Source organism: Uruburuella suis (genome assembly GCF_004341385.1).
Taxonomy (GTDB): Bacteria; Pseudomonadota; Gammaproteobacteria; order Burkholderiales; family Neisseriaceae; genus Neisseria; species Neisseria suis.
Window position 1 is genome coordinate 127,748 of sequence record NZ_SLXE01000002.1, and the last position, 26,995, is coordinate 154,742.

19 protein-coding genes and 2 tRNA genes are annotated in these 26,995 nt (G+C 54.3%); 4 read left to right on the top strand and 17 right to left on the bottom strand.

Translation table 11 applies throughout. From position 1 onward, the window contains the following. Position 1: 1 nt before the first annotated feature. Positions 2-250: a MoaD/ThiS family protein gene (locus tag EV680_RS01530; RefSeq protein WP_132952492.1), complete on the bottom strand. Its 249-nt coding sequence runs from the start codon at positions 248-250 to the stop codon at positions 2-4. Positions 251-475: 225 nt separating this feature from the next. Here EV680_RS01530 and EV680_RS01535 point away from each other — a divergent pair, with 225 nt between their 5' ends. Beyond that, on the top strand, positions 476-2,371 hold the full coding sequence (locus EV680_RS01535) for a type IV pili methyl-accepting chemotaxis transducer N-terminal domain-containing protein (protein WP_132952494.1): 1,896 nt from the start codon (positions 476-478) through the stop codon (positions 2,369-2,371). Beyond that, entirely contained in the window at positions 2,368-3,021 is a 654-nt protein-coding gene (locus tag EV680_RS01540) for a response regulator (RefSeq protein ID WP_132952496.1), read from the top strand. Before EV680_RS01535 ends, EV680_RS01540 begins: the two co-directional genes overlap by 4 nt. 852 nt (positions 3,022-3,873) lie before the next feature. Here EV680_RS01540 and EV680_RS01545 read toward each other — a convergent pair. The 16 genes from EV680_RS01545 to EV680_RS01620 all read right to left on the bottom strand — a co-directional run bounded on the left by EV680_RS01545 (position 3,874) and on the right by EV680_RS01620 (position 23,712). Continuing rightward, entirely contained in the window at positions 3,874-5,103 is a 1,230-nt protein-coding gene (locus tag EV680_RS01545; RefSeq protein ID WP_132952498.1) for an HlyD family type I secretion periplasmic adaptor subunit, read from the bottom strand. A gap of 72 nt (positions 5,104-5,175) precedes the next feature. Then, on the bottom strand, positions 5,176-7,356 hold the full coding sequence (locus EV680_RS01550; protein WP_132952500.1) for a type I secretion system permease/ATPase: 2,181 nt from the start codon (positions 7,354-7,356) through the stop codon (positions 5,176-5,178). A gap of 28 nt (positions 7,357-7,384) precedes the next feature. Then, positions 7,385-8,653, bottom strand: coding sequence for a TolC family protein (locus EV680_RS01555; protein ID WP_132952502.1), 1,269 nt, complete (start codon positions 8,651-8,653; stop codon positions 7,385-7,387). A gap of 271 nt (positions 8,654-8,924) precedes the next feature. Further along, positions 8,925-9,497 carry a 50S ribosomal protein L25/general stress protein Ctc gene (locus EV680_RS01560; protein WP_132952504.1) on the bottom strand — a complete coding sequence of 191 codons (573 nt, stop codon included), beginning with the start codon at positions 9,495-9,497 and terminating at the stop codon, positions 8,925-8,927. A gap of 64 nt (positions 9,498-9,561) precedes the next feature. Then, entirely contained in the window at positions 9,562-10,548 is a 987-nt protein-coding gene (locus tag EV680_RS01565) for a ribose-phosphate pyrophosphokinase (protein ID WP_132952543.1), read from the bottom strand. 190 nt (positions 10,549-10,738) lie between these two features. After that, positions 10,739-10,814, bottom strand: a tRNA-Gln gene (locus EV680_RS01570). 11 nt (positions 10,815-10,825) lie between these two features. Further along, positions 10,826-10,901 (bottom strand) — tRNA-Gln (locus EV680_RS01575). A gap of 12 nt (positions 10,902-10,913) precedes the next feature. Further along, positions 10,914-11,762: a 4-(cytidine 5'-diphospho)-2-C-methyl-D-erythritol kinase gene (gene ispE / locus EV680_RS01580; RefSeq protein WP_132952506.1), complete on the bottom strand. Its 849-nt coding sequence runs from the start codon at positions 11,760-11,762 to the stop codon at positions 10,914-10,916. Beyond that, positions 11,762-12,370 (bottom strand): lipoprotein insertase outer membrane protein LolB, encoded by a 609-nt coding sequence (lolB, locus tag EV680_RS01585; protein ID WP_132952508.1) that lies wholly within the window; start codon positions 12,368-12,370, stop codon positions 11,762-11,764. The genes ispE and lolB overlap by 1 nt, the downstream gene beginning before the upstream one ends. A 114-nt stretch (positions 12,371-12,484) precedes the next feature. Continuing rightward, on the bottom strand, positions 12,485-14,332 hold the full coding sequence (locus EV680_RS01590; protein ID WP_132952510.1) for a tetratricopeptide repeat protein: 1,848 nt from the start codon (positions 14,330-14,332) through the stop codon (positions 12,485-12,487). A gap of 202 nt (positions 14,333-14,534) precedes the next feature. Then, the gene (locus tag EV680_RS01595) at positions 14,535-15,269 is read right to left on the bottom strand and encodes a carbonic anhydrase (protein WP_243650317.1); all 735 of its coding nucleotides are present in this window, start codon (positions 15,267-15,269) and stop codon (positions 14,535-14,537) included. Between the two features lie 249 nt (positions 15,270-15,518). Then, complete coding sequence (gene lpdA, locus EV680_RS01600) at positions 15,519-17,309, bottom strand: dihydrolipoyl dehydrogenase (protein ID WP_132952514.1); 1,791 nt, start codon at positions 17,307-17,309, stop codon at positions 15,519-15,521. An 88-nt stretch (positions 17,310-17,397) separates the two neighbouring features. Further along, positions 17,398-19,068 (bottom strand): dihydrolipoyllysine-residue acetyltransferase, encoded by a 1,671-nt coding sequence (gene aceF / locus EV680_RS01605; protein WP_132952516.1) that lies wholly within the window; start codon positions 19,066-19,068, stop codon positions 17,398-17,400. A gap of 122 nt (positions 19,069-19,190) precedes the next feature. Further along, positions 19,191-21,869 carry a pyruvate dehydrogenase (acetyl-transferring), homodimeric type gene (gene aceE / locus EV680_RS01610; protein ID WP_132952518.1) on the bottom strand — a complete coding sequence of 893 codons (2,679 nt, stop codon included), beginning with the start codon at positions 21,867-21,869 and terminating at the stop codon, positions 19,191-19,193. 451 nt (positions 21,870-22,320) lie between these two features. Then, complete coding sequence (locus EV680_RS01615; RefSeq protein ID WP_132952520.1) at positions 22,321-22,935, bottom strand: Smr/MutS family protein; 615 nt, start codon at positions 22,933-22,935, stop codon at positions 22,321-22,323. Positions 22,936-22,974: 39 nt separating this feature from the next. Beyond that, positions 22,975-23,712, bottom strand: coding sequence for an SDR family NAD(P)-dependent oxidoreductase (locus EV680_RS01620; RefSeq protein ID WP_132952522.1), 738 nt, complete (start codon positions 23,710-23,712; stop codon positions 22,975-22,977). A 285-nt stretch (positions 23,713-23,997) separates the two neighbouring features. Here EV680_RS01620 and mnmA point away from each other — a divergent pair, with 285 nt between their 5' ends. After that, complete coding sequence (gene mnmA, locus EV680_RS01625) at positions 23,998-25,101, top strand: tRNA 2-thiouridine(34) synthase MnmA (RefSeq protein WP_132952524.1); 1,104 nt, start codon at positions 23,998-24,000, stop codon at positions 25,099-25,101. Between the two features lie 66 nt (positions 25,102-25,167). Continuing rightward, the gene (locus EV680_RS01630) at positions 25,168-26,841 is read left to right on the top strand and encodes an AMP-binding protein (RefSeq protein ID WP_132952526.1); all 1,674 of its coding nucleotides are present in this window, start codon (positions 25,168-25,170) and stop codon (positions 26,839-26,841) included. The last annotated feature ends 154 nt before the right edge of the window (positions 26,842-26,995 follow it).

Genomic DNA, 26,995 nt, shown 5'->3' on the forward strand with positions numbered 1-26,995 from the left:
GCTATCCTCCTGTTACCGGTGGCAAAAAGCCCACTTCGGCACCATCGGGCACGGTATCGTGCCATTGGCTGATTTTTTTATTGATCACCAGCCGGAAAACATTGCCGTCTGAGAGCGCATCGGCCCATTCGCCGCCGCGCGCCTGCAAAAGTGCGCGCAAATCGGCACCGCTGCCGCCTTGCCATTCAAGGGTTTCTTCAGCCGTGTTAAGGCGCTGCTTGAGCACGCCGAAATATAAAATTGTAATCATGTCTGCTTGCCGTGGCCGTCTGAAAACGGTTATCCATCACATAAAGAAAGGCTGCGCGCCCTGCCCGAAGGCAGCGTGGCGCAATGAGTATCGTTGTTGACGATAGTGGCAGAATTCTACACCAAAACCCAGCCCATTTCGGCGGATGCAGCCTTATCCTTTAGGCGGATTGTGCCTAGCTCCTGCAAATGGTACTTTAGAACTAGCCATTCTGATTGATTCCGCATGAACAAACCGCTTATCCGCCGCTACGGCAGCAGCCTCTCTTCCCGCCTCAAGCTACTCACCTGCTTATGGGTGGGCGCTGCGCTTTTCTCGATTGCCTTCACGCTGGTGCTTTCCTGGCGGCTTGAAGGTGCCGGTGCCGCCATCAACGATGCCGGCAGCCTGCGCATGCGCACTTACCGGCTGGCTTATTCGGTGTCGCAGGCCGACAGCGCCGCCATCGCCCCGCAAATCGAAGCCTTTGAAACCACGTTGCACAATATTGAAAAAGGCGACCCGCAGCGCCCCTTGTTCCTACCCGACCGCCCCGAAATCCACGCCAAAATGCAGGCACTTATCGGCCATTGGCATCAGCAAATCAAACCGGTGCTCGCTAGCGGTCAATCGCCCGACAGCGCACAATTGCGCTCTTTTGTGGCGCTGATTGATGATTTTGTGCGCTCAGTGGAAAACGTGAATGCGCGCAACACCGAATGGCTGCGCCTTTTTCAGACGGCCTTGATGGTGATGGTGCTGGTGGGCGCAGGCGTGATGGTGGTGTTGCTTTATTTGTGGGTAATCCGGCCGTTGGATATTTTGCGCAGCGGCATGCAGGCCATTCGCCGCGGCGAATTCGGCGCGCAAGTGGCCACGGGCGACACCGCCGAATTTGCCCAGCTCAACGATGGCTTCAACCGCATGAGCACCCACCTCAAAACACTCTACACCAATCTCGAAGGTCAAGTGGCGCTGCAAACCCGCAATCTCGAGCAGAAAAACCACGAGCTCGACACGCTCTACCAAACCGCCCGCGATCTGCACCAAACCCGCACGCCGGCTGCCGCCGCCGAAAATTTCCTCGCCCGCGTGCTGCCCGAAGTGGCCGCCGCTGCCGGCAGCGTGCGCTTGCTCGATTTTGCCCGCAAACGCATGGATTTGGTGGCCAGCATCGGCCTGCCCGAAAAAATCCAAAGCGCCGAGCAATGCGAGCACCTCGAAGAATGCTTGTGCGGCAAAGTTGCCCAGCAAGAAAGCGATGTGCGGCCGGTGCATTTTTTCAACACCCACGAAACCACCAGCATGCCGACCTTGTGCGAGCGGCTGGGCTTCGATGGCGTGGCCGTGTTCCACATCCGCTATAAAGAGCAGGAAATCGGCATTTTCACGCTTTATTTTTCAGACGGCCGCCAATTGAAAAGCAGCGACACCGAAATTCTACATGCCTTGTGCGACCAACTCGGCGTGGCCATCGCCAACATCCGCCTGGCCGAAGAGAGCAAGCAGCTGGCGGTTTTGCAGGAGCGCAACCTGATGGCGCAAGGCCTGCACGACAGCATCGCCCAAACGCTCACTTTTCTAAACCTGCAAGTGCAGATGCTCGAAGGCGCCGTGCAGGCAAACGAGCGCGAGCAAGTGCAGGAGAATCTTAACTTTATCCGCGAGGGCGTGCAGGAATGCTATGACGATGTGCGCGAATTATTGCTCAATTTCCGCACCAAAATCAGCAAAAAAGAATTCCCCGAAGCCGTGCAGGCCTTGGTAAAGCGCTTTGAACAGCAAACCCAGATTGCCGTCAACACCCATTGGCACGGCCACGGCTATGCCTTGAGCAGCGAAGAGCAGCTGCAAGTGATTTTCATTTTGCAAGAAAGCCTCTCCAACATCCGCAAACACGCGCAGGCGCACAGCGTGGAAATCGATATTGTCAACGAGCAGGATTTCACCATGCGCATCGCCGACAACGGCCAAGGATTTGACACAGGCCGTCTGAAAAACCTTTCGGGCGAACACGTGGGGCTGGGCATCATGCACGAGCGCGCCCGTCGCATTCATGCCGAGCTTGCGGTACAATCCGAGCCACTACACGGCACTACCATCACCCTGATGCTGCCGCACCATAAGAGAACCGCCACATGAGCCACATCAAAATAGCGCTAATCGACGACCACACCCTCTTTCGCAGCGGCATCAAAGCCCTGCTCTCGCGTCAAAACGATTTCGAAGTGATCGGCGAAGCCGCCGACGGCCTCAGCGGCGTGAAGCTGGTGGCGCAAACCCGCCCCGACATTGTGCTTTTGGATCTCGACATGCCGGTGATGAACGGGCGCGAAGCGCTGGCACAGATTCTCAGCGCCCACCCCGAGCAAACCGTGGTGATGCTCACCGTGTCGGAAGACAGCGACGACCTCACCGAATGCATGCGCCTCGGCGCGCGCGGCTTTCTGCTGAAAAACATCAACGCCGATTTCCTGCTCGACAGCATCCGCAAAGCGGTGGACGGCGACAATGTGTTTTCCCCCGAAATGACCGCCCGACTGGTGCAATCGCTGATTTCCCCCGCCGCGCCGCCGAAAAACAATGCACTCTCCAGCCTCACCCCGCGCGAGCTGGAAATTCTGGGCTATCTGGCTGCCGGCCACAGCAACAAAGTGATCGCCCGCCGCCTCGATTTGGCCGAATCCACCATCAAAGTGCATGTGCAGAATATCTTGCGCAAGCTCGAGCTGAGCAGCCGCGTGCAGGCGGCCGTGTATGCCGTGCAACACAAAGTGCCGCAGCCGGATTAAGGCTTGCCCGCACTTCAGCCGCAAGCCGGATCGTGGGTAGAAAAGCCCGTTTGACAGGTGAAATGCACAACAAGATGGCACACCTTGTGCACATTTTCAACACAATAGCCACGCACGCGTTTTTCATTCCACAACAAAATAAAGGCCGTCTGAAAGATTAATGTTTCAGACGGCCTTTATTTTTAGCACTAAAAAACCGACATCATCTGCTTTAAACGCATGCATCCTGATGCCGAACAAACCGCGGTTTCTTATTGGCTTTCGCTGCAATATCACAAAAACCCAAACGGCTGCCCGTGCCATGCCGGTTTATACCCATTCAAAAAAGTAAGCTAATACCAATTCTAAAAAATAACCTTACAAAATAAAAACAGTTCGGCGGCATCATCCGCGTAGGTCGGATTCTTGAATCCGACATTTGACCAACGGCCAAAGCGATGTGCGTGCCTTGTTCTGCGAACAAGTGTCGGATTCGAGAATCCGACCTACAGGCTGCCTATTTGTATATTATTTTTTTGAATTGGTATAACAAGGCGGCGAGCCGCAGACAATACAACTATCGTGGAATGCAAGAAAAAGTGACACAACAGGTAGGGTGCGTTGAAAACCCAACAAGCCCACAGGCCGTCTGAAACGTTGGGTTTATCAACCCGATCTATTCCGTTATAGAGCATAGTTTTGTATCACTTTTTCTTGCATTCCACTATAGTACGGCAAGGCGAGCCAACGCAGTTAGGTTATTTTTTTGGATTGGTATGATTTATTTGAATGGGCATAAAACTTTTCAGACGGCCTGTACAAAACAAAAGCCCGCAGCATATTGCAGCGGGCTTTTGTTTTGCAGCCTATGCTTTAGCGCTCGCGCAGGGCTTGTTTCATGCGGGTGATCGGTTTGATTAGGTATTGGAAGACGGTTTTTTCACCGGTTTTCACATCCACCGTGGCCACCATGCCCGGGATAATCGGCATGTCTTTGCCGTTTTTATCTTTCAGGCTATTGCTGTCGGTTTGCACCAAAATGCGGTAATACACTTGGTTGGGATCAAGCTTCAAATCATTGGCGCGCGGCTGGTTGTTGTTGCTCATGGTGTCGGGGCTGATGAGCGTTACCTTGCCGTCGAGGCCGCCATAAATCGCGTAATCATAAGCGCTGATTTTCACCACCGCAGGCAGGCCGGGGCTCATAAAGGCCACGTCTTGCGGGCGGATATAGGCTTCAACCAATAATTTATCGTCCAGCGGCACAATGGTGAGGATATCCTGCCCCACATTCACCACGCCGCCCACAGTGTTGATTTCGATGTTTTTCACAATGCCGCGCATCGGGGCGCGTATCAGCGAGCGGTCGACCGGGTCGGCGCGCATGGCCATATTTTCTTTGGCTTGAGCCAATTCGGATTCGGCCTGCACCAATTCGTTGTTGGCATCGGCCATATAGCGGTTGCGCCGCTCGGCGATTTGCAAAGCCAAATCGCTCGATTCGCGTTGCATACGCAAAAGCTCCACTTCGGAAACCACGCCTTGAGCCACCATCGGGGCGGTGATGCTGATTTCTTTATCCAGCGTGGCTTTGCTGATGCTCAATCCTTGAATCGCGTCCACAACGGCGCGGCGGCGCGCCACAAAAGCCGCATGTTCGCGCTGTTTCAATTCGTTGCTGATGCCTTTGGGAAAGCTCAATTCGGTGCCGTAGGCTTCTGCCTTGAGCCGTGCCACCATGGCTTCAAGGTTTTGCACTTTGGCTTCGCTCTCGCGCCAGATGGCAGAGCTGCGGGTGTCGTCCAGCTTGAGCAAAATTTGGTCTTTTTCTACAATTTCGCCCTCTTTCACCTTCATTTCCATGATGATGCCGGGGTCGATGCTTTGCACCACCTGCTCGCGGCTGCTCGGTATCACATTGCCTTGGCCGCGGGTAACTTCTTCAATCGGGCTGTTATACGCCCAAATAACGAACACCACCAAAAAGATGAAAAAAAGCATGATCACCCAAAATTGTCCGCTGTGCTTTTCTTTTTGCAAAGCGGCATTGAGGTCGTTGACCAATGCAAGATCTTTGGATTTAACGTTGTTTTCGCTGCTCATAATGTTTGGCTACCTTACTTTATTGCTTTCAGGCCGTCTGAACCGGCTCTTGGTTTATTGTATCCGGGCGGCTTAGCCGGCCGCGCCTGCCTGCGGTGCCGGCACTTGCGCGGCGGCAGCCGGTTTGGCGGATTGGGCTTCGTTTTGCATCAGCTTTTGCAGCACCAAATCGCGCGGGCCGTCCATCACCACTTTGCCGTTGTCCATCACGATAATGCGGTTAACGATTTGCAAAACCTGCGGGCGGTGGGTTACCACCACCATGGTTTTGTCTTTGCTCCATTGCGCCACAGCATTCAAAGCCATGCGTTCGGTGGCCTGATCCAAGCCGGTGGTGGGTTCGTCCAGCAGCACCACTTTGGGATGGCGCAAAGTCATGCGCGCCAAAGCGATAATCTGTTTTTGCCCGCCCGACAAACCCAAGCCGTCTTCGCCCAAGGGCATATCGAGGCCGCGCGGGTGGTTGCGGATGATGCGGTCGAGGCCGAAGCGCTTTAAGGCCGCCAGCAATTCCTGATCTGTGGAATAGCCGTCAAAGCGCGCCAAATCCATGTTTTCACGCAAAGTGCCCAAAAACAGGCGCGGCTGCTGGCTCAGCAACACCACTTCGCTGCGCAGGAAATTCGGGTCGAGCTGGCGCATATCCACGCCATCCAGCGTGATGTTGCCTTTGGCCGAATCATAAAGGCCGCTGGCAAGCTTGAGCATGGTGGATTTGCCGCTGCCGATGCGGCCGAGCACGCCCACTTTTTCACCGGGGCGGATATTGAGCTTTAAATCGCTCACGGCTGCGCCGGTTTCTTCTTGATATTGAAAAGAAACATTATCGAAAGCAATGCCGCCTTCCACACGGTCAAGCGTGATGTATTTGCGCTCAGGGTCGCGCTCAATCGGCCGCTGAACGATATTGTTCACTCCTTCGAGCGCCAACTTCGCCTGTTGGAAGCGCGTGGCCAAACCGGCAATCTGCGACAAAGGCGAAAGCGCGCGGCCGGATAAAATCACGGCGGCAATCAGCGCACCCATGGTGATGCGCTCGGCCGGGTTTTCGGCATGAATGAGATAAGTGCCGAGCAATACCAAGCCCACGGTATTGAGTTGCTGCATACCGATGGTAAAGTTAATCATAAAATTGCTGGTATCTTTCACCTTGATTGAGGCTGCTGAAGTTTTGGCGGTGTATTCATCCCAACGTTGCTGCGCCCATGAAGTGGCATTATTGGTTTTCAGGGTTTCGATACCTTCAATGGCTTCCACGGCCAGCCCGGAGCGTTGCGACGATTCTTTCATCGATTCGTTGATGTGGCGCGAAAGCGGGCGCTGCACCAAAAAGCCGACAATAATCACAATCGGAATGATGGTGAGCGGAATCAAAGCCAGCTTGCCGCCGATAATCGCAATCACGGTAACAAACAGCAGCAAAAACGGTAAATCCACCAAGGTGAGCAAGCTGGCGCTGGTCATAAATTCGCGCACGGCTTCAAATTCGCGCAAATTGTTGGCATAAGATCCGGAAGAAGCCGGCCTATCGGCCAGGCGCAGCGCCAACACGCGGCGAAACAGCGCCGAGCTGATAATCAGATCGGCCTTTTTGCCCGCGATATCGGTGAGATGGCCGCGTATCATTTTGGCGGCAAATTCAAAAGCAATGGCCAAAAACACACCGATGCTCAGCACCCACAGCGTTTCATAAGCTTGGTTGGGAATCACGCGATCGTAAACGTTCATCACATAGAGCGAGCTCACCAAAGCCAAGAAATTGATGATAAACGTGGCCAAAATCACCTGATAGTAATAGCTGCGAAAGCGCCAAATCACTTTCCAAAACCATGATTTGGGCAAATGGTATTCAGGCAGCTCCGAGCGGGCATCCGATACCATTTTCGGTTTGATAAACCAGCAATAGCCCAAATACAAAACCGACAATTGCGCATAATCGAGCTCTTGCGCCAATCCATCGGTTTGGCGGATATGGTATTTGCGCGCCCGCCCCACCCCTTCTATCTTGGTGACAACCGCCGCCTCTTCGTTGTGCAGAATCAGCACCACCGGCACGGCCAGCGAAGGAATATCTTCCAGGCTGCGCTTGGACAAAGTGTTTTCAAAACCGTGGCTGCGCAACACTTCAACCAAGGAATGAAAATTGACGTTGAGTTTTTTGTCCCGCACCACTTCTGCCGACAAGGCCGCTTCCGATACGGGTGCGCCCAGCAGACGGGTGGTTAATGCAATGTGTTCGATTATAGATTTCATGATAACGATTCAATTCAGATTTAAATAATTATTTCTCTTGCACCACGCCCGCCCAATTGGCCACTTGCGACTGGGCAACCAAATAATCCAATGCGGCATCGCGAAAATCATTACGCGCACTCACATATTCCTGCTCGATGCCGGCCAATTCCGTGTAAGCACCCAACACATCCGTTAAGGTGCGGCGCGCGATTTTGAATTGCAGCTCATAAGCTTTCACCACTTCTTTTTGCGCCACAATATGTTGCGCGGTGATGTCGGAGCGTTGCTCGCTTTGCGCCATATCGATTTCGGCAGTTTGCGACTTTTCAGCCACTTCCCGCACAATCTGATCCAATTTTGATTCGGCGGCAATCAAGGTTTCGGCATTTTTGGCCACGTTGTAACGTGCCGCCATATCCAGCACATTCCACGACATATTCACATAAAGCTCGCGTGTTTCGCGGCTGGCATTGCCCTCCAGATTCACCGAAGGCATTCTTGCCGCTTTGGCAACGGCCAATTCTTCGTTGGCACTTTCGCGCTCAGCCTGTTGCGCCAAATATGAAGGGTTGATGCCGTTGTCGTCATTTTTAAAACGGCGCACCAGGGATACGGCCGATTCGCTGCGGAACGGATCTTGCAGATCATCGGCACTCAAGCGGCTGCCGGTATATTTAGATAAGCGGCTCAAGGCCAGCTCCATGGTGCGGGTTTGTTGGGAAATATTGGTTTCAACCTGCAATTGGCGCGCTCTGGCTTCAATCAGCTCCGAGCGGCGGCCGCCGTCATACTTCACAATCACGCTTAAATCTTTTAATAAATTATTATGGCGGCTGAGGCTTTGGCGGTTGATTTGCAGCGATTCTTTTGCCCGCAGGGCGGTGAGATAAAGCTTGCCGATGGTGCTGCCCAGCTGCTCCTGCGTTTCGAAATATTTGTATTTTTGATAGATTTCTTTTTGCTTGTCGCGACGCACTGAGGCGCTGATGCCGCCCCAAGAATAGAGGTTGAGATTGCCCCTCACCCCCAAGCCGTCATCTTTATCGTTGCTGGCATATTTGTGCTTTTGCGCCAAAACACTGGTGCCGGTGAGGGTCAGCACCGGATAATGGCCTGCCTGTGTGGCTTTGGTGGTGCTTTTGGCCGCATTTTCCATGGCGCGGGCTTCCAACAGCGCCGGATCGGCAATCAGTGAATGCTTCAGAATATCTTTCAATTCTTTCGCAGCAAGAGGTGGTGCAGCAAAAAGAAACAATGCCGAGATAATCGCACATCGTTTCCATAATCCGCCCGTTTTAAATAAATGCTTTTGCATGTTTACACAACTTAAATATTATTGGTTTTGCCCATGGCACGCCGGACAAGCTTTACCCGTTGATTTCAGTGAGTGGCAGTAGTGATGGAGCCAGCATAACATCAAGCCGGCATTATCCGCTTGTCTTAAGATAAATGGTAGATATTATCTACTGAAAGTATGTAAAAATAAAAATTACCACTTCATTGACTATTCCAATGCAATAATTTTTAGCGATTGCCATAAAAAATCCCACTGAACCAAACAGTGGGATTCACATATTGCAACCCGCTTAGCGTTTTTTACCGGTAACGGTGGCCACAGCCAAGTTTGAGCCGCGTTTCAAAGAAACGCTTTCCACGCCTTCCGGGAATTTAATGTCGGACAAGTGCAGAATATCGCCGGCAACCACTTTGCCGCAATCCAGATCCAACGCAGCAGGCACGTTTTTGGGCAGGGCAATCACTTCAACAGAAGCGTTGAGCATAGACACACGACCGCCTTGCAGCTTAACCGCTTGCGAATTTTCAGCGTTGATTACATGCAGCGGCACGCGGATTTTCAGCGGCTTGTCGGCTTCAACGGCTTGGAAGTCGATATGCTGCACTTCTTGACGGAACGGATGCATTTGAAAATCGCGCACAATCACGTCTTGGGTTTTGCCGTTGAGGGTCAGTTTAATCAATTCGGTGTGGAAAGATTCTTTTTCAATCGCGTAAAACACGGTTTTGTGATCGACAGCAATTGCAACCGGCTCTTGACCTTCACCATACAGCACGGCGGGGGTTTGGCCTTCGCGACGCAGGCGGCGGCTCGCACCAGTGCCCTGTGCTTCGCGAACGGTAGCTTGAATTTCGTATGACATATTAAATACTCCAAATAAACAGAAAAAGTCGTCATCGGCCGCGACCAGCTTGAGACGACAGGTTTTACGGCAAATACATATTGCCGATCGTTAGCAAATCTTCATTGAAAAGATAAGAAACAGATTCTTCATTGCTGATGCGGCGCACGGTTTCGGCGAGCAGCCCGGCAATGGTCACTTGGCGGATGCGGCCGCAATTGAGCGCCTCTTCCGACAAGGGAATGGTATCGGTGACCACCACTTGATCTATATCTGATGAAGCGATGCGCGACACGGCCTCGCCGGAAAACACCGGGTGGGTGGCATAAGCCAGCACGCGCGAAGCGCCACGCGCTTTGAGCGCAGAAGCGGCTTTGCACAAGGTGTTGGCGGTATCGATCATATCATCGACAATCAGGCAGGTGCGGTCTTGAATATCGCCGATAATATTCATCACTTCGGCCACATTGGCTTTGGGGCGGCGTTTATCGATAATCGCCAAATCCACATTCAGCACTTTGGCCACGGCACGGGCGCGCACCACACCGCCGATATCGGGGCTGACCACGGTCAGGTTTTCGATGCGCTGCTGTTGGATGTCGTTAATCAAAATCGGGGTGGCATAAATATTGTCTACCGGCACATCAAAAAAGCCTTGAATCTGGTCGGCATGCAAATCCACAGTCAACACGCGGTCGATACCGGCCGAATAAAGCATATTGGCCACCAGCTTGGCCGAAATCGGCACTCGCACAGAGCGCGGGCGGCGGTCTTGGCGGGCATAGCCGAAATAGGGAATCGCGGCGGTGATGCGGCCGGCCGAAGCGCGTTTCAGCGCATCGGCGATGGTGAGGATTTCCATCAGATTATCGTTGGTAGGTGCGCAAGTGGGCTGCAAAATAAACACATCACGCCCGCGTACGTTTTCCAGCAACTCAATGGCCACTTCGCCGTCTGAAAACTTGCTCACCGAGGCATTGCCCAATGAGATATCCAAATGTTTCACCACGCGTTGTGCCAATTCCGGATTGGCATTGCCGGTAAACACCATCAAACTATCGTATGCAGCCATATCTTCATCACCTGGATTGGTATAGTGTTTTGTTTCAGGAAACATATGCGCTTCCCTTTCATCTGCGCCTGACGCCGAGGTGCCCATTATACGCACCCAAGCTTTGCAGCACAAAGCCGCATCCCTCATTTTTATGCAGATGTGGCGAAAACGTAATAAAAGCGTGCAAGTGAACTTACACGCTTTTATCTGGCTGGGGAGGAAGGATTCGAACCTTCGCATGCTGGAATCAAAATCCAGTGTCTTAACCGCTTGACGACTCCCCAAAACTGGGTGGTGGCTGGGGAGGAAGGATTCGAACCTTCGCATGCTGGAATCAAAATCCAGTGTCTTAACCGCTTGACGACTCCCCAACACTTCAAAACTTATCTATCAAGCAAAGGGTGGGACTCGAGGCCTTCCACGCAATATGCTTCATATTTTTTTGAAATCCGGTTGTATACTGCTTCTGCCTCACCCTTCTGCTCAAAGCCGATAAACACACAAGCACCTGAGCCGGTCATCAAAGGCTTGCCGTAAGGCTTCAGCGCTTGATACACCTCTTTTACTTCGGGGTAAGTTTCCAACACCACCGCTTGCATGTCATTTCTGAAAGGCTGTAGCGTTTGGAAAGTCGGCATTATGCTGGGTTTGGAATTTCGTGTCAAGCCTCGATGTGAAAAAATTGCAGGCGTGCTCACGTGCACAGCCGGCTTCACCACCACATACCATTGTTTGGGCACGGCAAATGCGCTCAACTGCTCGCCGATGCCCCTGGCAAATGCATTGCGGCCAAACAAGAAAAAAGGCACATCGGCGCCCAAACCAACGCCGATTTCCATTAATGCTTGGCGGTTCAAGCCGCATTGCCACAGATGATTCAGCGCCAGCAGCACAGTGGCGGCATCGGAGCTGCCGCCACCCAAGCCGCCGCCCATGGGAATGTTTTTTTGCAGCCAAATATCGGCACCCAAGCGGCAATTTGCGGCTTGCTGCAGGGCTTTGGCGGCACGATAGCTTAAATCCTGCTCAGCGGCCACGCTGGCGGCCGGTGCATGCAATATGACTTCAGCATCGGTGCGCGGCGCCAAATGCACGATGTCGCACAAATCAATCAGGCAGAAAATGCTTTCCAACAAATGATAGCCGTCGGCGCGACGGCCGGTGATGCGCAAATCGAGATTGAGCTTGGCCGGTGCCAAAAAGGCTTGGGCATGCGCGGGCAGCTTCACCATTATGCACCTGCCCGCGCGGCGCATTGCCCGGCTGCACCGCTGCTTTTGCTGTAAGTGATTTGGTCAAACACCAAGCGCAAGCTGAGCTTGGGGCTTTCCAGCTGCAAGATGCGCGGCGTGCCATCTTCTTTCAGACGGCGTGTAATCGTCCACTCGAATTGCTGCAAGCGCCCATCAGGTAATATTTGATACGGGGCATTTTTAACCCATTGGCCATTGGCCCACACATCAAGATACTGCACCGGCAAAGCATAACCGAGCAGCTGCTCACTCAAAGCTTCGGCGCTGGCGGCCTGATAAACCTGCCCTTTGCCGTCCACCGCCAACACGCCCTGCCCGTCTTGGCAAAGCTGGCCGACCGTGTTGCCCAACGGCGTGTTGACATCAATGGTTTGCACCTGGTTTTGGTGCGTCCAGTCAAAATTGGCATACGAGCCTTTTTCATTCACCTTCACCGCCAAGCGCCCGCCGGCGGTGAAGTCGGGCATTTCGGTTTGCTCGCGCCAGCTGTCGCTTGTGGCCATGCGCGGTTGTGCACATGCAGCCAGCAGCACAGCGGCAGAAAGTGCAAATAATTTTGCGGCAGAAATCCGGATATTTATATTCATGTGTTTGTATTTGCGTTTCAGACGGCCTTGTTTGATTTCAGACGGCCTTATTTTCAATAAAATCAAAAACAGGCCGTCTGAAAACAAACAATATCTTTTCAGACGGCCTGCGCTTTATTTTTTGGCGTTTGACGCAGCAGGCAGGCGCACGCCCAAACGTTTGATGGTTTCGCGTAACACCGCCATATTGCCCTCGCCGGCCAGCCCTTTTGCAAACACGGCGCGCGCTTGCTCATGCTCGCCCATTGCCCACAACACTTCGCCCAAATGCGCGGCCACTTCCGGATCCGGATATTGCTCGAAAGCATATTGCAGATAAGGCAGTGCGGCTTGCGGGTCGCCTTTTTTGAAATAAGCCCAGCCCATGCTGTCGTTAATGGCGGCGGATTCCGGCTCGATTTGATAGGCCGCCTGAATCAGGCCGAAAGCCTCGTCCAAATCGGCGGAAGGCTGCGACAACATGGTGTAGCCCAAGGCATTCATACCGCCGGCGCTATTCGGATTCAGCTTCAAATAGCGGCGCAAATCGGCCACGGCGCGTTCGGGCTGGTGCAGCTTGTCGGCATAAACCAGCGCACGTTGGTAAAGAATATCGGCCACCCGCTCATCATTATCGGGCTGCTTTTCGGCACGCGCCAACATGGTGTTGAGCTCGGCTAGCGCCTGCTGCGGGTTGCTGTGTTTGGCAATGGCAAACAATTGCACCCGCTGCAAATCATTGCCGTTGAAAAAGCGCCCCTGCTGCTCGGGCAGCCGCTGCGCGCGCCGGGTTTCAGCCAATGCCTGCTGCCAATTGCCCTGCTCGGCTTCGATTGAGGCGCGCAACACGGCTTTATCAAACACATAATCCGGCGCGTTGATTTTATTCAGCCATGCCTTCGCCTCTGCATATTGCCGGGCATCGGCGGTGCGCATAGCGGCAATCACGGCGGCGCGGCTTTGCTGCTCCTGCGTACCATAAGCATAGGCTTTTTCAAGCTGGCCGATCACGGCAGGCAGATCATCGTTGCGCTGCACGCCGAGTAAAGCCGCTTGGATATACAGATCGGCATTGGGGCTTTGCGCCAACAATTGCTGCAACTGGCGATAAGCTTCATCGGTTTGGCCGGCGCTGATCAAGCTGCTGATTTTCAGCTCTTGCCACATAGGCGACAAATCTTTTGTGTCGGTTTCGGCAAAAAAGCGGTTGAGCACTTCCGGGCGGCGCTGCGCCACCAGCCGCAAGGTGAGCTCGGTGGGCGGGCGGATATCGGCATCCAGCCCGGCGAGCTTTTGCAAAGCTTTAACGGCATCTTTGTCTTTGCCGTTTTGCGCGCTGAAAATCGCATCGGCAATGGCCGCTTCCGGCATATCGGGATATTTCGCGGCGGTGCGGTGCAAGGCAGAGCCGGCTTTTGCAGCCAAATCCGGCTGCTGCACGCTCACTTGCGTCAGCAATAAAAACATGCGCCGCACTTGCTCTTCATCGGCACCGGCAAATACGGCGGCCAGATTATCGGCCGCATATTTTGTGTCGCCAAACACCAAGCTGCGCGCCCACGTCATGCGCTTTTGCGCAGGTCCGGGCACAGGCTCAATCTGCTGCCATTTCTGATAAATGGCTTCTGCCTGCTCGTAAGCATGCAACGACACGGCCATTTCCATAGCGCGCTCGGCCACCTCCGGATCACGCGTGCGGTCGAGCATCAGCATATAAGTGGCCAGCGCCGTGCCGGCCTCGCCTTTTTCCAAAGCCATCTCGCCGCCCAGCAGCGTGAATATTTGGTTGGCCCGCTGCACGATATCCTGGCGGCGCGTGTATTCTTCGGCATATTCCGTTTCGGAATAGCGCTTTTTGCGCTCAACAGCCACATAATCATCGCTTTGCAGCGCCGCCTGATGGCTGGCTGCATACACGCTGCCGGCACACAGCAACATCAGCGCGGCACACAACGGGCGGATGCCGGTTTTCCAAAAAGACATGATTCAATCTCCAAGCGCCGGGCAACAGGCCGTTTATCGCCTGAGTTGGCTAAAATTTAAAACATGCCGCCGCAAGCGGCAGCACGGCAATCGGGCTGTTACTTTATCACAAGCGCCGAAGCTGCGCAGGGGCTTTGTTTATTTTTACCGAGGCCGTCTGAATGCTTTGCCCGGCCTTTCAGACGGCCCTGGCAGCTTTTGCTTATTGTGCTTCTTCAATGACAATACGCGCATTCAAAGGTTGCACCGGGCGGTTGTTGGGGTGGCCGATTATGGTGGCAGCAGCTTCAAGCTGCGCCGCAGCAGCCGCCACCGGCGCTTCCATCACCACCCAATTCACCCCTTCGCTGCACGGCGGCGTGGTGAGCGAGCCGTTCAGGCGGAAATGAGCCGTATCGGCGGGAAACAGGTTTGAAATATCCAACTCATGCGGCAATTGCACCGATTGGCCGGGCTTCAATTTTTTCGCCAACAGCGGCTTGAGTGCCGGATTGGCCTTACCGGCATCAAACACCACCGCCACCACGGCCAGCGCGCCTTGCGTGCTTTGATGCACGAAATGGGCTTCCAACGGAAAATGGCGGCCTTTGAATGTGTGCTCGCTGGGCGTGTGGAAATGAAACTGCTTCAAAGCAAAAGACTCTCCACCAATGCGCACAAACTGGCCGCCGCCCTCAGGCGTGGCCTGCAAAGCGTGGCCGTTGTTTTCCACGCGATAACGCGCCGGCTGATAATGAAAAACCACGCTGCGCTCTGAAGTGGCAGCCGCCCGGCTCAAATCCACCGGCGATTGGTTTTTACCGGCACTACATTCGGTATATTCACTGCCCAACTCACCCCAATGCGCAGGGCCTTCTGCGCCTGCATAAGACCAATGCGGCGCATGATGTGCATCATGCGGCTGAGCAGCCGCCAACGGTAAAGCACATACAGCCAACAGGACCGCTGCAAATCTGAATTTCTGCATAAAACCTCCGATTGTTTTAATAGAATAAGCTGATAATATTTTGTATTATTTAAATAAATAAAATTTAAAATCACCAATTGATATTATAATATTTAATCGTAGTTTTATTACATTTGAAATTTGATTTGGCACAAACGAGGCTGATAAAACAAAACAGAAAGGCCGTCTGAAAAGTTTCAGACGGCCTGCTTTGATTTCAACACGTATCCGTGCGAAAGCTTATTTTTTCTTGCGTTGCGGCGGCAAATCGGTGCACGTGCCCAATGCCACTTCCGCCGCCAGGCCGATGGTTTCGCCCAAGGTCGGATGCGGGTGGATGGTTTTGCCGATATCGGTGGCATCACAACCCATTTCGATGGCCAGGCAGATTTCGCCTATCATGTCGCCACCATTGGGGCCGACAATGCCGCCGCCGATAATCAGGCCGGTGTCGGCGTCGAAAATCAGCTTGGTGAAGCCTTGGTCGCAGCCATTGGCAATGGCGCGACCGGAAGCGGCCCACGGGAAATTGGCTTTGGTGATTTTCAGGCCTTGCGCTTTGGCGGAAAGCTCGGTTACGCCCACCCAAGCCACTTCGGGCGCAGTGTAGGCCACGCCGGGAATCACGCGCGCATCGAAATAAGCTTTGTGGCCGGCGCAATTTTCAGCCGCCACATGGCCTTCGTGCACCGCTTTATGCGCGAGCATCGGTTGGCCGACAATATCGCCGATGGCATAAATATGCGGCACATTGGTGCGCATTTGCTTGTCCACCTCGATAAAGCCGCGCTCGGTCACGGCCACGCCGGCTTTTTCGGCACCAATCAATTTGCCGTTGGGCGCGCGGCCGGCGGCCACCAGCACCGCATCGTAGCGCAGCGGCTCTTTGGGCGCGTTTTCACCCTCGAAGGTGACATAAATACCGTCTTCTTTCGGCTCCACGGCCACGGTTTTGGTGTTGATCATAATGTTGTCGAAGCGGTATTCATTGAGCTTCTGCCACACTTTCACCAAATCGCGGTCGGCGCCCTGCATCAGGCCGTCCATCATCTCCACCACATCCAGACGTGTGCCCAAAGTGCTGTAAACGGTGCCCATTTCCAGGCCGATGATGCCGCCGCCGATGATCAGCATTTTTTGCGGCACTTCTTTCAATTCCAGCGCACCGCTCGAGTCGATAATGCGCGGGTCTTGCGGAATAAACGGCAAATTCATCACGCGGCTGCCGGCGGCGATGATGCAGTTTTTAAAGCCTATGGTTTTTTTCTCGCCGGTTTCGGTGGCTTTTTCATATTGCGGGCTGTCGGTGAGCGCCACTTCGATATGGTTCGCGCCCACAAATTGCCCTTCGCCTTGAATCACATCCACTTTGCGTGCTTTGGCCATGCCGGCCAGGCCGCCGGTGAGCTTGCCGATCACTTTTTCTTTATAAGTGCGCAGCATATCGATATCCAGCTCGGGCTCGGGATATTTGATGCCGTTGGCTGCCAAATGGCGCACTTCATCAATCACATTGGCATTGTGCAGCAAGGCTTTGGAGGGAATACAGCCCACATTCAGGCACACGCCGCCCAAGGTGTTGTAGCGCTCGATAATGGCCACTTTCAGGCCTTCATCAGCTGCGGCAAAAGCAGCGGAATAGCCGCCGGGGCCGCCGCCCAACACCACCACATCGTAGTCGGCATCGGCGCTGCCGCCAAATGCTGCCGCTTGCGGCGCTGCTGCGGCCGCTTTGGGCGCTTCTGCTGCCGGCGCTGCCGCTTTTTCTTCGGCTTTGGGCGCTTCAGCCGCGCCGGCCGCTTCAATCACGGCAATCACGCCGCCTTCGGAAATTTTGTCGCCCACTTTTACCTTGACTTCTTTCACCACACCGGCCGCTTCAGCCGGCACATCCATCGTGGCTTTGTCGGTTTCCAAAGTAATCAGGGTATCTTCAACAGCAAGCGTGTCGCCCGCTTTGATTTCAACGGCGATGATGTCCACATTATCGTGGCCGCCGATATCGGGCACTTTCAATTCGATTAAGCTCATGTTCAACCTTTCATCAAGCAGTGTTCAAGCTGCTTTCGATAAATGTTTTCAGACGGCCTCACGCTTCACAGAGGCCGTCTGAAAAGCCTTACAACACCACGCGGCGGAAATCTTTCAACAGATTGGCCAAATACACGGTGAAGCGCATGCCGGCCGCGCCGTCGATCACGCGGTGGTCGAAAGAGAGGCTCAGCGGACACATCAGGCGCGGCTGGAATTCTTTGCCGTTCCACACCGGCTTCATTTGCGATTTGCACACGCCCAAAATAGCCACTTCGGGTGCGTTCACAATCGGGGTGAAGCCGGTGCCGCCGATGCCGCCCAAGCTGGAAATGGTGAAGCATGCGCCCTGCATGTCTTGCGGCTTGAGCTTGCCTTCGCGGGCTTTTTTACTCAATTCGCCCAATTCGATGCTGATTTCTTTAAGGCCTTTTTTGTCGGCATCTTTAATCACCGGCACCACCAAACCATTGGGCGTGTCGGCGGCAAAGCCGATGTTGTAATATTTTTTCAACACCAGATTATCGCCGTCGAGCGAAGAATTAAACTCGGGGAAAGCTTTGAGCGCGTTCACCGAAGCTTTGATGATAAAGGCCAGCGGCGAGAGTTTCACGCCTTCGCGCTCCCATTCTTTGTTGAGCTGCTGGCGGAAAGCTTCCAAATCGGTCATGTCGGCATCGTCGTTGACGGTAACGTGCGGAATCACCACCCAGTTGCGCGACAGGTTTTGGCCGGAAATTTTCTTGATGCGGCTCAGCTCTTTCACTTCGATTTCGCCGAACTTGCTGAAATCCACTTTCGGCCACGGCAGCAAATCCAAGCCGCCGCCCAAAGAGGCAGAAGCCGCTGCCGGTGCGCCTTTGCCGGCACCACCTTGCATGGCGGCTTTCACAAAGGCTTTGATGTCTTCGCCCATAATGCGGCCTTTGAGGCCGCTGCCGCTCACCAAGCCCAAATCCACACCCAATTCGCGCGCGAGTTTGCGAGCAGAGGGGCCGGCGTGGGCTTTGGCAAACGCGGTTTCATTCACCGGCGTGTTGCCGAATGCGGCCACGGGCACTGCCTGAGCAGGCGCAGCAGCAGGAGTTGCCGCCGGTGCAGCGGCAGGTGCAGCTGCTTTAGGTGCCGCTTCGGCAGCGGGTGCAGCAGCCGGCGCGGCTGCACCTTCGCTTTCCACTTCGATAATTTTGCTGCCTTGCGATACTTTATCACCCACTTTGACATACACGGCTTTCACCACACCGGCGGCGCTGCTGGGCACATCCATGGTGGCTTTGTCGGTTTCGAGGGTAATCAAGGTGTCGTCTTCGGCAACGGTGTCACCCACTTTCACTTCTACGGCAATCACGTCCACATTTTCATGGCCGCCGATATCGGGCACTTCCACGGCTGCAATCGCTGCGGCGGCTGGCGCGGCAACGGCGGGCGCAGCGGGTGCGGCAGGCGCAACCGATTCAGGCGCAACGGTTTGTGCGGGCGCGGCGGCCGGCGCGGCTTCTGGTGCAGCTGCTTCGGCCGCAGCGGCTTCCACCACCACAATCACGCTGCCTTCCGATACTTTGTCGCCCACTTTGACTTTTACTTCTTTCACCACGCCGGCGGCATCGGCGGGCACATCCATGGTGGCTTTGTCGGTTTCGAGGGTGATCAGGGTGTCGTCTACGGCGATGGTGTCGCCGGCTTTAACGGCCACATCAATCACGTCCACATTTTCATGGCCGCCGATATCGGGCACTTTGATTTCTACGATTTGGCTCATCGTGTTTTCCTTTAACGGGCTGCAATACGGTGCGCGCATTGCAGAACAGTTGTTCGATATATATGAGGGGGAAACGGTGCGGTTTCAGACGGCCTTTAAAACACAAGGCCGTCTGAAAGGCATCAGCGTTTCCAGCTCGGAGCGGTATCGGTTTGGATGCCGTATTTCTCAATGGCTTGCTGCACCACTTCTTTGCCCACTTTGCCTTGTTCGGCCAGCGCGCTCAGGGCGGCTACGGCCACATGGCGGCTGTCGACTTCGAAGAAGTCGCGCAAGTTGGCGCGCGAATCGCTGCGGCCGAAGCCGTCGGTGCCCAACACATGGTAATTGTTGGGAATATAGGCGCGGATGCGGTCGGCAAAGCTGCGGATGTAATCGGTGGAGGCAATCACCGGGCCTTCATAGCCTTGCAGCTGGCGGGTCACAAACGGCAGCTTGGCTTCTTCCAGCGGGTGCAGGCGGTTGTAGCGCTCCACTTCTATGGCATCGCGGTGCAGCAGGTTGAATGAGGGCACCGACCAGATATCGGCATCGACACCGAAATCGTTTTTCAACAACTCGGCACCTTTGATTACCTCGTTCAGAATCACGCCCGAGCCCATCAGCTGCACTTTTTTATCGCCTTTTTCACCGGCTTTGAGCAAATACATGCCTTTGAGAATTTCTTCTTCAATGCCTTTGCGCTGCGGCATGGCCGGATGGGTGTAGTTTTCGTTCATCACGGTGAGGTAGTAATATACATCTTCCTGATCCACATACATGCGGCGCAAACCGTCGTGCACAATCACGGCCACTTCGTATGAGAAAGTCGGGTCGTAAGAGATGCAGTTCGGAATCAGGTCGGCCTGAATCTGGCTGTGGCCGTCTTGATGTTGCAGGCCTTCGCCGTTGAGCGTGGTGCGGCCGGCGGTGCCGCCGATCAAGAAGCCGCGAGTGTGCATATCGCCCGCCGCCCAAGCCAAATCGCCCACGCGCTGGAAGCCGAACATCGAGTAGTAGATGTAAAACGGAATCATCGCAAAATGGCTGTTGGCATAGCTTGTGCCCGCGGCAATCCAGTCGGCCATCGCGCCCGGCTCGTTGATGCCTTCCTGCAGGATTTGGCCGTCAACCGATTCTTTGTAGAACATCAGCTGGTCTTTGTCTTGCGGGGTGTATTGCTGGCCTTTCGGATTCCAGATGCCGTATTGGCGGAACATGCCTTCCATGCCGAAGGTGCGGCTTTCATCGGGCACAATCGGCACGATGCGTTTGCCGATTTGTTTGTCTTTGAGCAGGGTGCTCAAAATGCGCACAAACGCCATGGTGGTGGAAAATTCACGCTCGCCGCTTGATTGCAGCTGCGCATCAAAAGCCGACAACTCGGGAATCGGCAGCGCTTCCAGATTGGGATTGCGTTGCGGCAGATAGCCACCCAAGCTGTTGCGGCGTTCGCGTAGATAGCGCATTTCTTCGCTGTCTTCCGGGAAGCGGTAATAAGGCAGATCGCCGCTTTCGATTTGCTCGTCGGTAACAGGAATGTCGAAACGGGTGCGGAATTTTTTCAGCGAATCCTGATCCATTTTTTTGGCTTGGTGGGCGGTGTTTTGGCCTTCGCCGGAAGCACCCATGCCATAGCCTTTGATGGTTTTGGCCAAAATCACGGTGGGGCGGCCGCCGGGGTTGTTTACCGCTTCATAATAGGCGGCATACACTTTGTGCGGATCGTGGCCGCCACGGTTGAGCGCCCAAATTTCTGCGTCCGACATATTGGCCACCATGGCTTTCAGGCTCGGGGTGTTGAAGAAATGATCGCGCACATAAGCGCCGTCTTTCGATTTATAGGTTTGATAATCACCGTCGAGGCATTCATCCATACGCGCTTTGAGTTCGTTGTCGGTATCGCGCGCCAAGAGCGCATCCCAGCGGCTGCCCCAAATCACTTTGAGCACATTCCAACCGGCGCCGCGGAAGTTGCCTTCCAGCTCTTGAATAATCTTGCCGTTACCGCGCACAGGGCCGTCAAGGCGTTGCAGGTTGCAGTTGATTACAAAAATCAGGTTGTCCAAGCCTTCGCGGGCGGCCAGCGAAATCGCGCCTTGGCTTTCCGGCTCGTCCATCTCGCCATCACCGCAGAACACCCACACTTTGCGGCCTTTGGTTTTGGTGAGGCCGCGCGATTCCAGGTATTTCAGGAAACGGGCCTGATAAATCGCCATCAACGGACCCAAACCCATAGACACGGTGGGGAATTGCCAAAAATCGGGCATCAAGTGCGGGTGCGGATAAGAAGAGAGGCCTTTGCCCTCGACTTCTTGGCGGAAATTATTCAGCTCATCTTCGCTCAAGCGGCCTTCCACGAAAGCGCGGGCATAAATGCCGGGCGCGGAGTGGCCTTGGATAAACACCAAATCGCCCTCGGCATCATCGTGTTTGGCGTGCCAGAAATGGTTGAAGCCCACGTCATACAAGGTGGCGGCAGATTGGAAAGAAGCGATGTGGCCGCCCAGCTCCAAATCTTTTTTGCCGGCGCGCAACACCATAGCGGCGGCATTCCAGCGGATAATGGAGCGGATGCGGTGTTCCAATTCCTGATTGCCCGGCGATTTTTGCTCTTTGCCCACCGGAATGGTGTTCAGATAAGCGGTGGTGGCATCAAACGGCAAATGCACACCGCGGCGGCGGGTGTATTTCACCAGATTTTCCAGCAGGAAATGCGCGCGCTCGGTGCCTTCGCTTTCCAGCACAGAGCTCAATGCATCCAACCACTCCTGGGTTTCAATCGGATCAATGTCGTTAACATCGTTGGTTTGGGTGGACATAGTCATCCTTCCTATAAAGATTGAGATGGGTTATCAACCGGCCTGCTCAAAGGCCGCCTTTTCGTTTTCGAACCTGCCCGAATATTAGAGCAAAAAGCTTATATTCTCGGGCATTGACGGAACAAAACAGCGCATTATCAGTTGCTTAATGAAGATATTAAACTAACCCGCTGTAATGTCGCTGCAAATTTAAAATATGAACGCTTAAATCGTATCAGCAAACCGCCTTGCTGGCAAATTTGCGCAGCGCCGCCAAGCAGGAAAACAGCGCGGCTCAACCATGATGTTTTCATCCAATTATTCTTTTCCGAACAATCATCGTTTCAATATGCTGAAATTTTTTCCATTTCGATTATAAACCAACAAAAACGAATCATTTCACACACATCACCCCGCTGCCTTTCAGACGGCCTGCAACACCGTTAAAACGGGTAAATTTCCCATGTTGCAATCATGCTTCCGATGCCGTGCGCCGACGCAGCAAAATGCGCACCGCACCATCGTTGCCCGGATGCGGCTCGGCATAGGCCAGCACATCGGGATGCGCCATCAGCCAGCGGCGCACCAGCGTTTTGAGCACCGGCTTATAGCCCGAAGAGCCCAAGCCGCTGCCATGCACGATTTCGCCGCACACGCCCCTCCGGGCGGTGAAATCGATAAATTCGTTCAGCACCTGCTGCGCTTCTTCCTGCGTGTAGCCGTGCAGATCCACATCGGCCACCACCGGCCAATGGCCGCTTTGCAGGCGGCGGATGTCGTTTTGCCCTTGGCCGTTTTTGCTGAACGTGGCCGGCGGCTCATCAAAGCCGCCGGTGCCGACGTAGAAATAATCTTCCTCTGCCCGCGCCGCTTCATTTTTGGCGCGCGGTTTGATGGGCGATGCATCACGCGGCGGCGCATAACGCTGCGTGTTTTTCAGCGGCACCACCTCGCCCACAGCAGCGGCAAAATCCACGATTTCCGCCTCGCGCCGGCGCTGTGCCGCTTCGGCTTCAATACGTGCTTTTTCTGCCTGCCGGGCCTGCTTGCCCAGCATTTTCAAAGTGTGTTCAAAATCGCTGCTCATGCTTTTACCTGCTCATTATCCTTTTTTCATATGAATATATTATGCCGAAGGCTGCCAATCGCGTACATCTTGCACAATTGCCTTGCCGAAATTCCGGTCGGCAATCATGGCGGCAATGTGTGCGGCAATCTCTTCTGCGCTGCTCAAGCCGCCTTGCGCTTTTAAATCTTGAAAACGCGCCAGCATCGGGAAATCGGCCGTGTCGCTTGCGCGGATTTGCGCCTGCATGCCGGTGTCGATCACGCCGGGCGCAATGCTGGCAATGCGCACGCCACTCAATTGTTCCGCCGCCACGCAGCGGGCATGATGATCCAACGCGGCTTTGCCGGCACCGTAAACACTCCAGCCCGGATAGGCATTTCGACCCGCGCCGCTGCTGATGTGCACGATTTTCAGCACTGCATTTGCGGGTTTTTGCCGGCATACTTCATTAGCCAGCAGCAAGGGCGCGGTGATGTTTAAAGCCGCCGATGTGATAATTTCGGCATCGTTTTGCCGTCCGAGCATGGCGCTGGGCTGCACCGTGCCGGCATTGTTAATCAACACCACCTCATCGGCCGCATGCATAAAATCAGCAATCAGGCCGTCTGAAAGCAGCGCGGCCACGGCAGCGCTGTCGCTCAAATCGATAATATGCTGCTGAAATTTTTCAGACGACTCAACAGCCACCCGCCGCCGCGACAAACCCAGCACCTCATCACCCCAGCGCAAATAATATTCGGCCAGCGCACGCCCTAAGCCGTTGCTGTGGCCGCTGATAATTAGCTTGCGTTTCATATTTGGTTTGGCCTTTTTCATGGATTGCGCTTCATTTTACCCGTCCGACGGCTGCTGTATGGCAGCATCACATTTCTTTACATGCATGTGTTCTGCCATAACATTTCTCATTCGATTGCGCACCTTCACGCATGTCGATTGAGGCCGTCTGAAAGTATGCTAAAATTACGCTCTTTATTATTTTTCAGACGGCCTCCCGCTTTACGCCCGATTGCAAATGCATGGCAAACATGCGCTTTCGCAACCGGCCTTTCAAAGCCGCGCAGCCGCCCCATCTGCCGCACCATGCACGCTACTTCCTCCCCCAAAAATATCGTTGTCGGCCTGTCCGGCGGCGTAGATTCGTCTGTAACCGCTTATTTGCTCAAAGAGGCCGGCCATCATGTGCACGGCGTGTTTATGCAAAATTGGGAAGACGACAACAACGACGAATATTGCAGCATCAAAGAAGATTCGCTCGATGCCATGGCCGTGGCCGACATTATCGGCATCGACATTGATATTGTGAATTTTGCCGCGCAATATAAAGACAAAGTTTTCGCCTATTTTCTGCAGGAATACCAAGCCGGGCGCACGCCCAACCCCGATGTGCTCTGCAATGCCGAAATCAAGTTCAAATGCTTTCTCGATTACGCCATCGCACAAGGCGCGGATGTGATTGCCACCGGCCATTATGCGCGCAAAGAAGTGCGCGGCGGCATTCATTATCTGCTCAAAGGCCTGGATCAAAACAAAGACCAAAGCTATTTCCTCTACCGCCTGCAACCGCATCAGCTTGAGCGCGCCATTTTCCCGCTGGGCGATTTGGAAAAGCCCGAAGTGCGCCGCCTGGCCGCCGAAGCGCGCCTGCCCACCGCCGCCAAAAAAGACAGCACCGGCATCTGCTTTATCGGCGAGCGCCCTTTTCGCGAATTCCTGCAAAAATACCTACCCACGAATAATGGCAATATGGTCACGCCCGAGGGTAAAATCGTTGGTGAACACGTCGGCCTGATGTTTTACACCATCGGCCAGCGCAAAGGCTTGGGCATAGGCGGCGCGGGCGAGCCGTGGTTTGTGGCCGGCAAAAATCTGGCCGCAAACGAATTAATCGTGGTGCAAGGCCACAACCACCCGCTTTTGTTTACCGACACATTGGTGATGAACGATTTGAGCTTCACCCTGCCCGAGCGCCCCGCCGAAGGCCGCTACAGCTGCAAAACCCGCTACCGCATGGCCGATGCGCCCTGCTCGCTCAAATATCTGGATAACGACACCATCGAGCTGACATTCGACGAGCCGCAATGGGCGGTCACGCCCGGGCAATCGGCCGTGCTTTACAACGGCGAAATCTGCCTCGGCGGCGGCGTGATTATGCGCACCGACAAACCTTTAATTATCAGCAAATAAACAAAACAGGCCGTCTGAACGGTTTCAGACGGCCTTTCACATTATTCAAAGAAAGCCTTTATTCTTATGGAAAAAATCTGGTTGCAAAGCTATGAAGCCGGTGTGCCGGCCGAAATCGACATCAGCCGCTACGAGTCGATTATCAGCGTGTTTGAAGAGAGCGTGCAGAAATACGGCGCGCAAACCGCCTTTGAAAACATGGGCAAAGGCCTCAGCTATGCCGAATTGGCGCAGCAGGCGCAGCAATTTGCCTCATTTTTGCAAAACACGCTCAAGCTGCCGCGCGGCGAGCGTGTGGCGGTGATGCTGCCCAATGTGTTGCAATATCCCATCGCCATTTTCGGCATTTTGCAGGCCGGGCTGGTGGTGGTCAACACCAACCCGCTCTACACCCCGCGCGAATTGGAACACCAGCTCAACGACAGCGGCGCCACCACCATCATCGTGCTGGAAAACTTTGCCAACACGCTCGAATTGGTGCTGCCCAAAACGCAAATTAAAAATGTGATTGTGGCCACCATCGGCGATATGTTCGGCGCGCTCAAAGGAGCGCTGATGAATTTTGTGATCCGCAAAATCAAAAAAATGGTGCCCGACTACCGCATTACCGGCGCGATTCCTTTCAAACAAGCCATGGCGCAAGGCGCGGCGCAGGCTTTTATGCCCGTGGCCCTGGCGCGCGGCGACACCGCTTTTCTGCAATACACCGGCGGCACCACCGGCGTGGCCAAAGGCGCGGTGCTCAGCCACGGCAATATCTGCGCCAATATGATGCAGGGCGCGGAATGGATTCAAAACCAGCTCACGCCCGGCAAAGAAGTGGTTACCGCCGCATTGCCGCTTTACCATGTGTTTGCGCTCACGGTAAACCTGATGATTTTCATGCAGGCCGGCGCGCGCATTTTGCTCATCACCAACCCGCGCGACATGAAAAGCTTTATCGGCGATTTGAAAAAACACAAAATCAGCGTGTTTATCGGCGTGAACACCTTGTTTAACGCCATGGTCAACCGCCCCGATTTTGCCGAAGTGGATTTCTCCGGCCTCAAGCTCACGCTCGGCGGCGGCATGGCCACCCAAAAAGCCGTGGCCGAAAAATGGAAAAACATCACCGGCACACCGATTGTGGAAGCCTACGGCCTCACTGAAGCAAGCCCCGGTGTGTGCTGTAATCCGCTCAACATCCCCGCCTACACCGGCAGCATCGGCCTGCCCGTGCCTTCCACCGAAGTGGAATTGCGCGATGCCGATGGCAAGCTTGTGGCGCAAGGCATGCCCGGCGAAATGTGGGTGAAAGGCCCGCAAGTGATGCAGGGCTATTGGCAGCGGCCGCAAGAAACCGCCAAAACCATCGATGCACGCGGCTTTCTCGAAACCGGCGACATTGCCGTGATGGATGAAAAAGGCTGGTTTAAGCTTGTAGACCGCAAAAAAGATTTGATTGTGGTGTCGGGCTTTAATGTGTATCCCAACGAAATCGAAGAAGTGGTGGCGCATCACGCCAAAGTGCTCGAAGTGGCCTGCATCGGCGTGGCCAGCGAGAAAACCGGCGAAGCGCTGAAATTATTTGTGGTGAAAAAAGATGCCTCGCTCACGCGCGAAGAATTAATCGCTTATTGCCGCCAAGAGCTCACCGCCTATAAAGTGCCCAAAGACATCGAATTTCGCGACGAGCTGCCCAAATCAAACGTGGGCAAAATCCTGCGCCGCGAATTGCGCGAAGAAGCGCAGCAAGCTTGAGCTTTTTCATCCGAGGCCGTCTGAAACATTTTTCAGACGGCCTTTTTGTCGCTAGGGCATCCTGACAATTACTTGTCATAAAAATAATCAGATAAAAGAAAGGCAGATAAGTTAAAATTTTTGTCGCCAAACAAAACATACTTATCTGCCATGC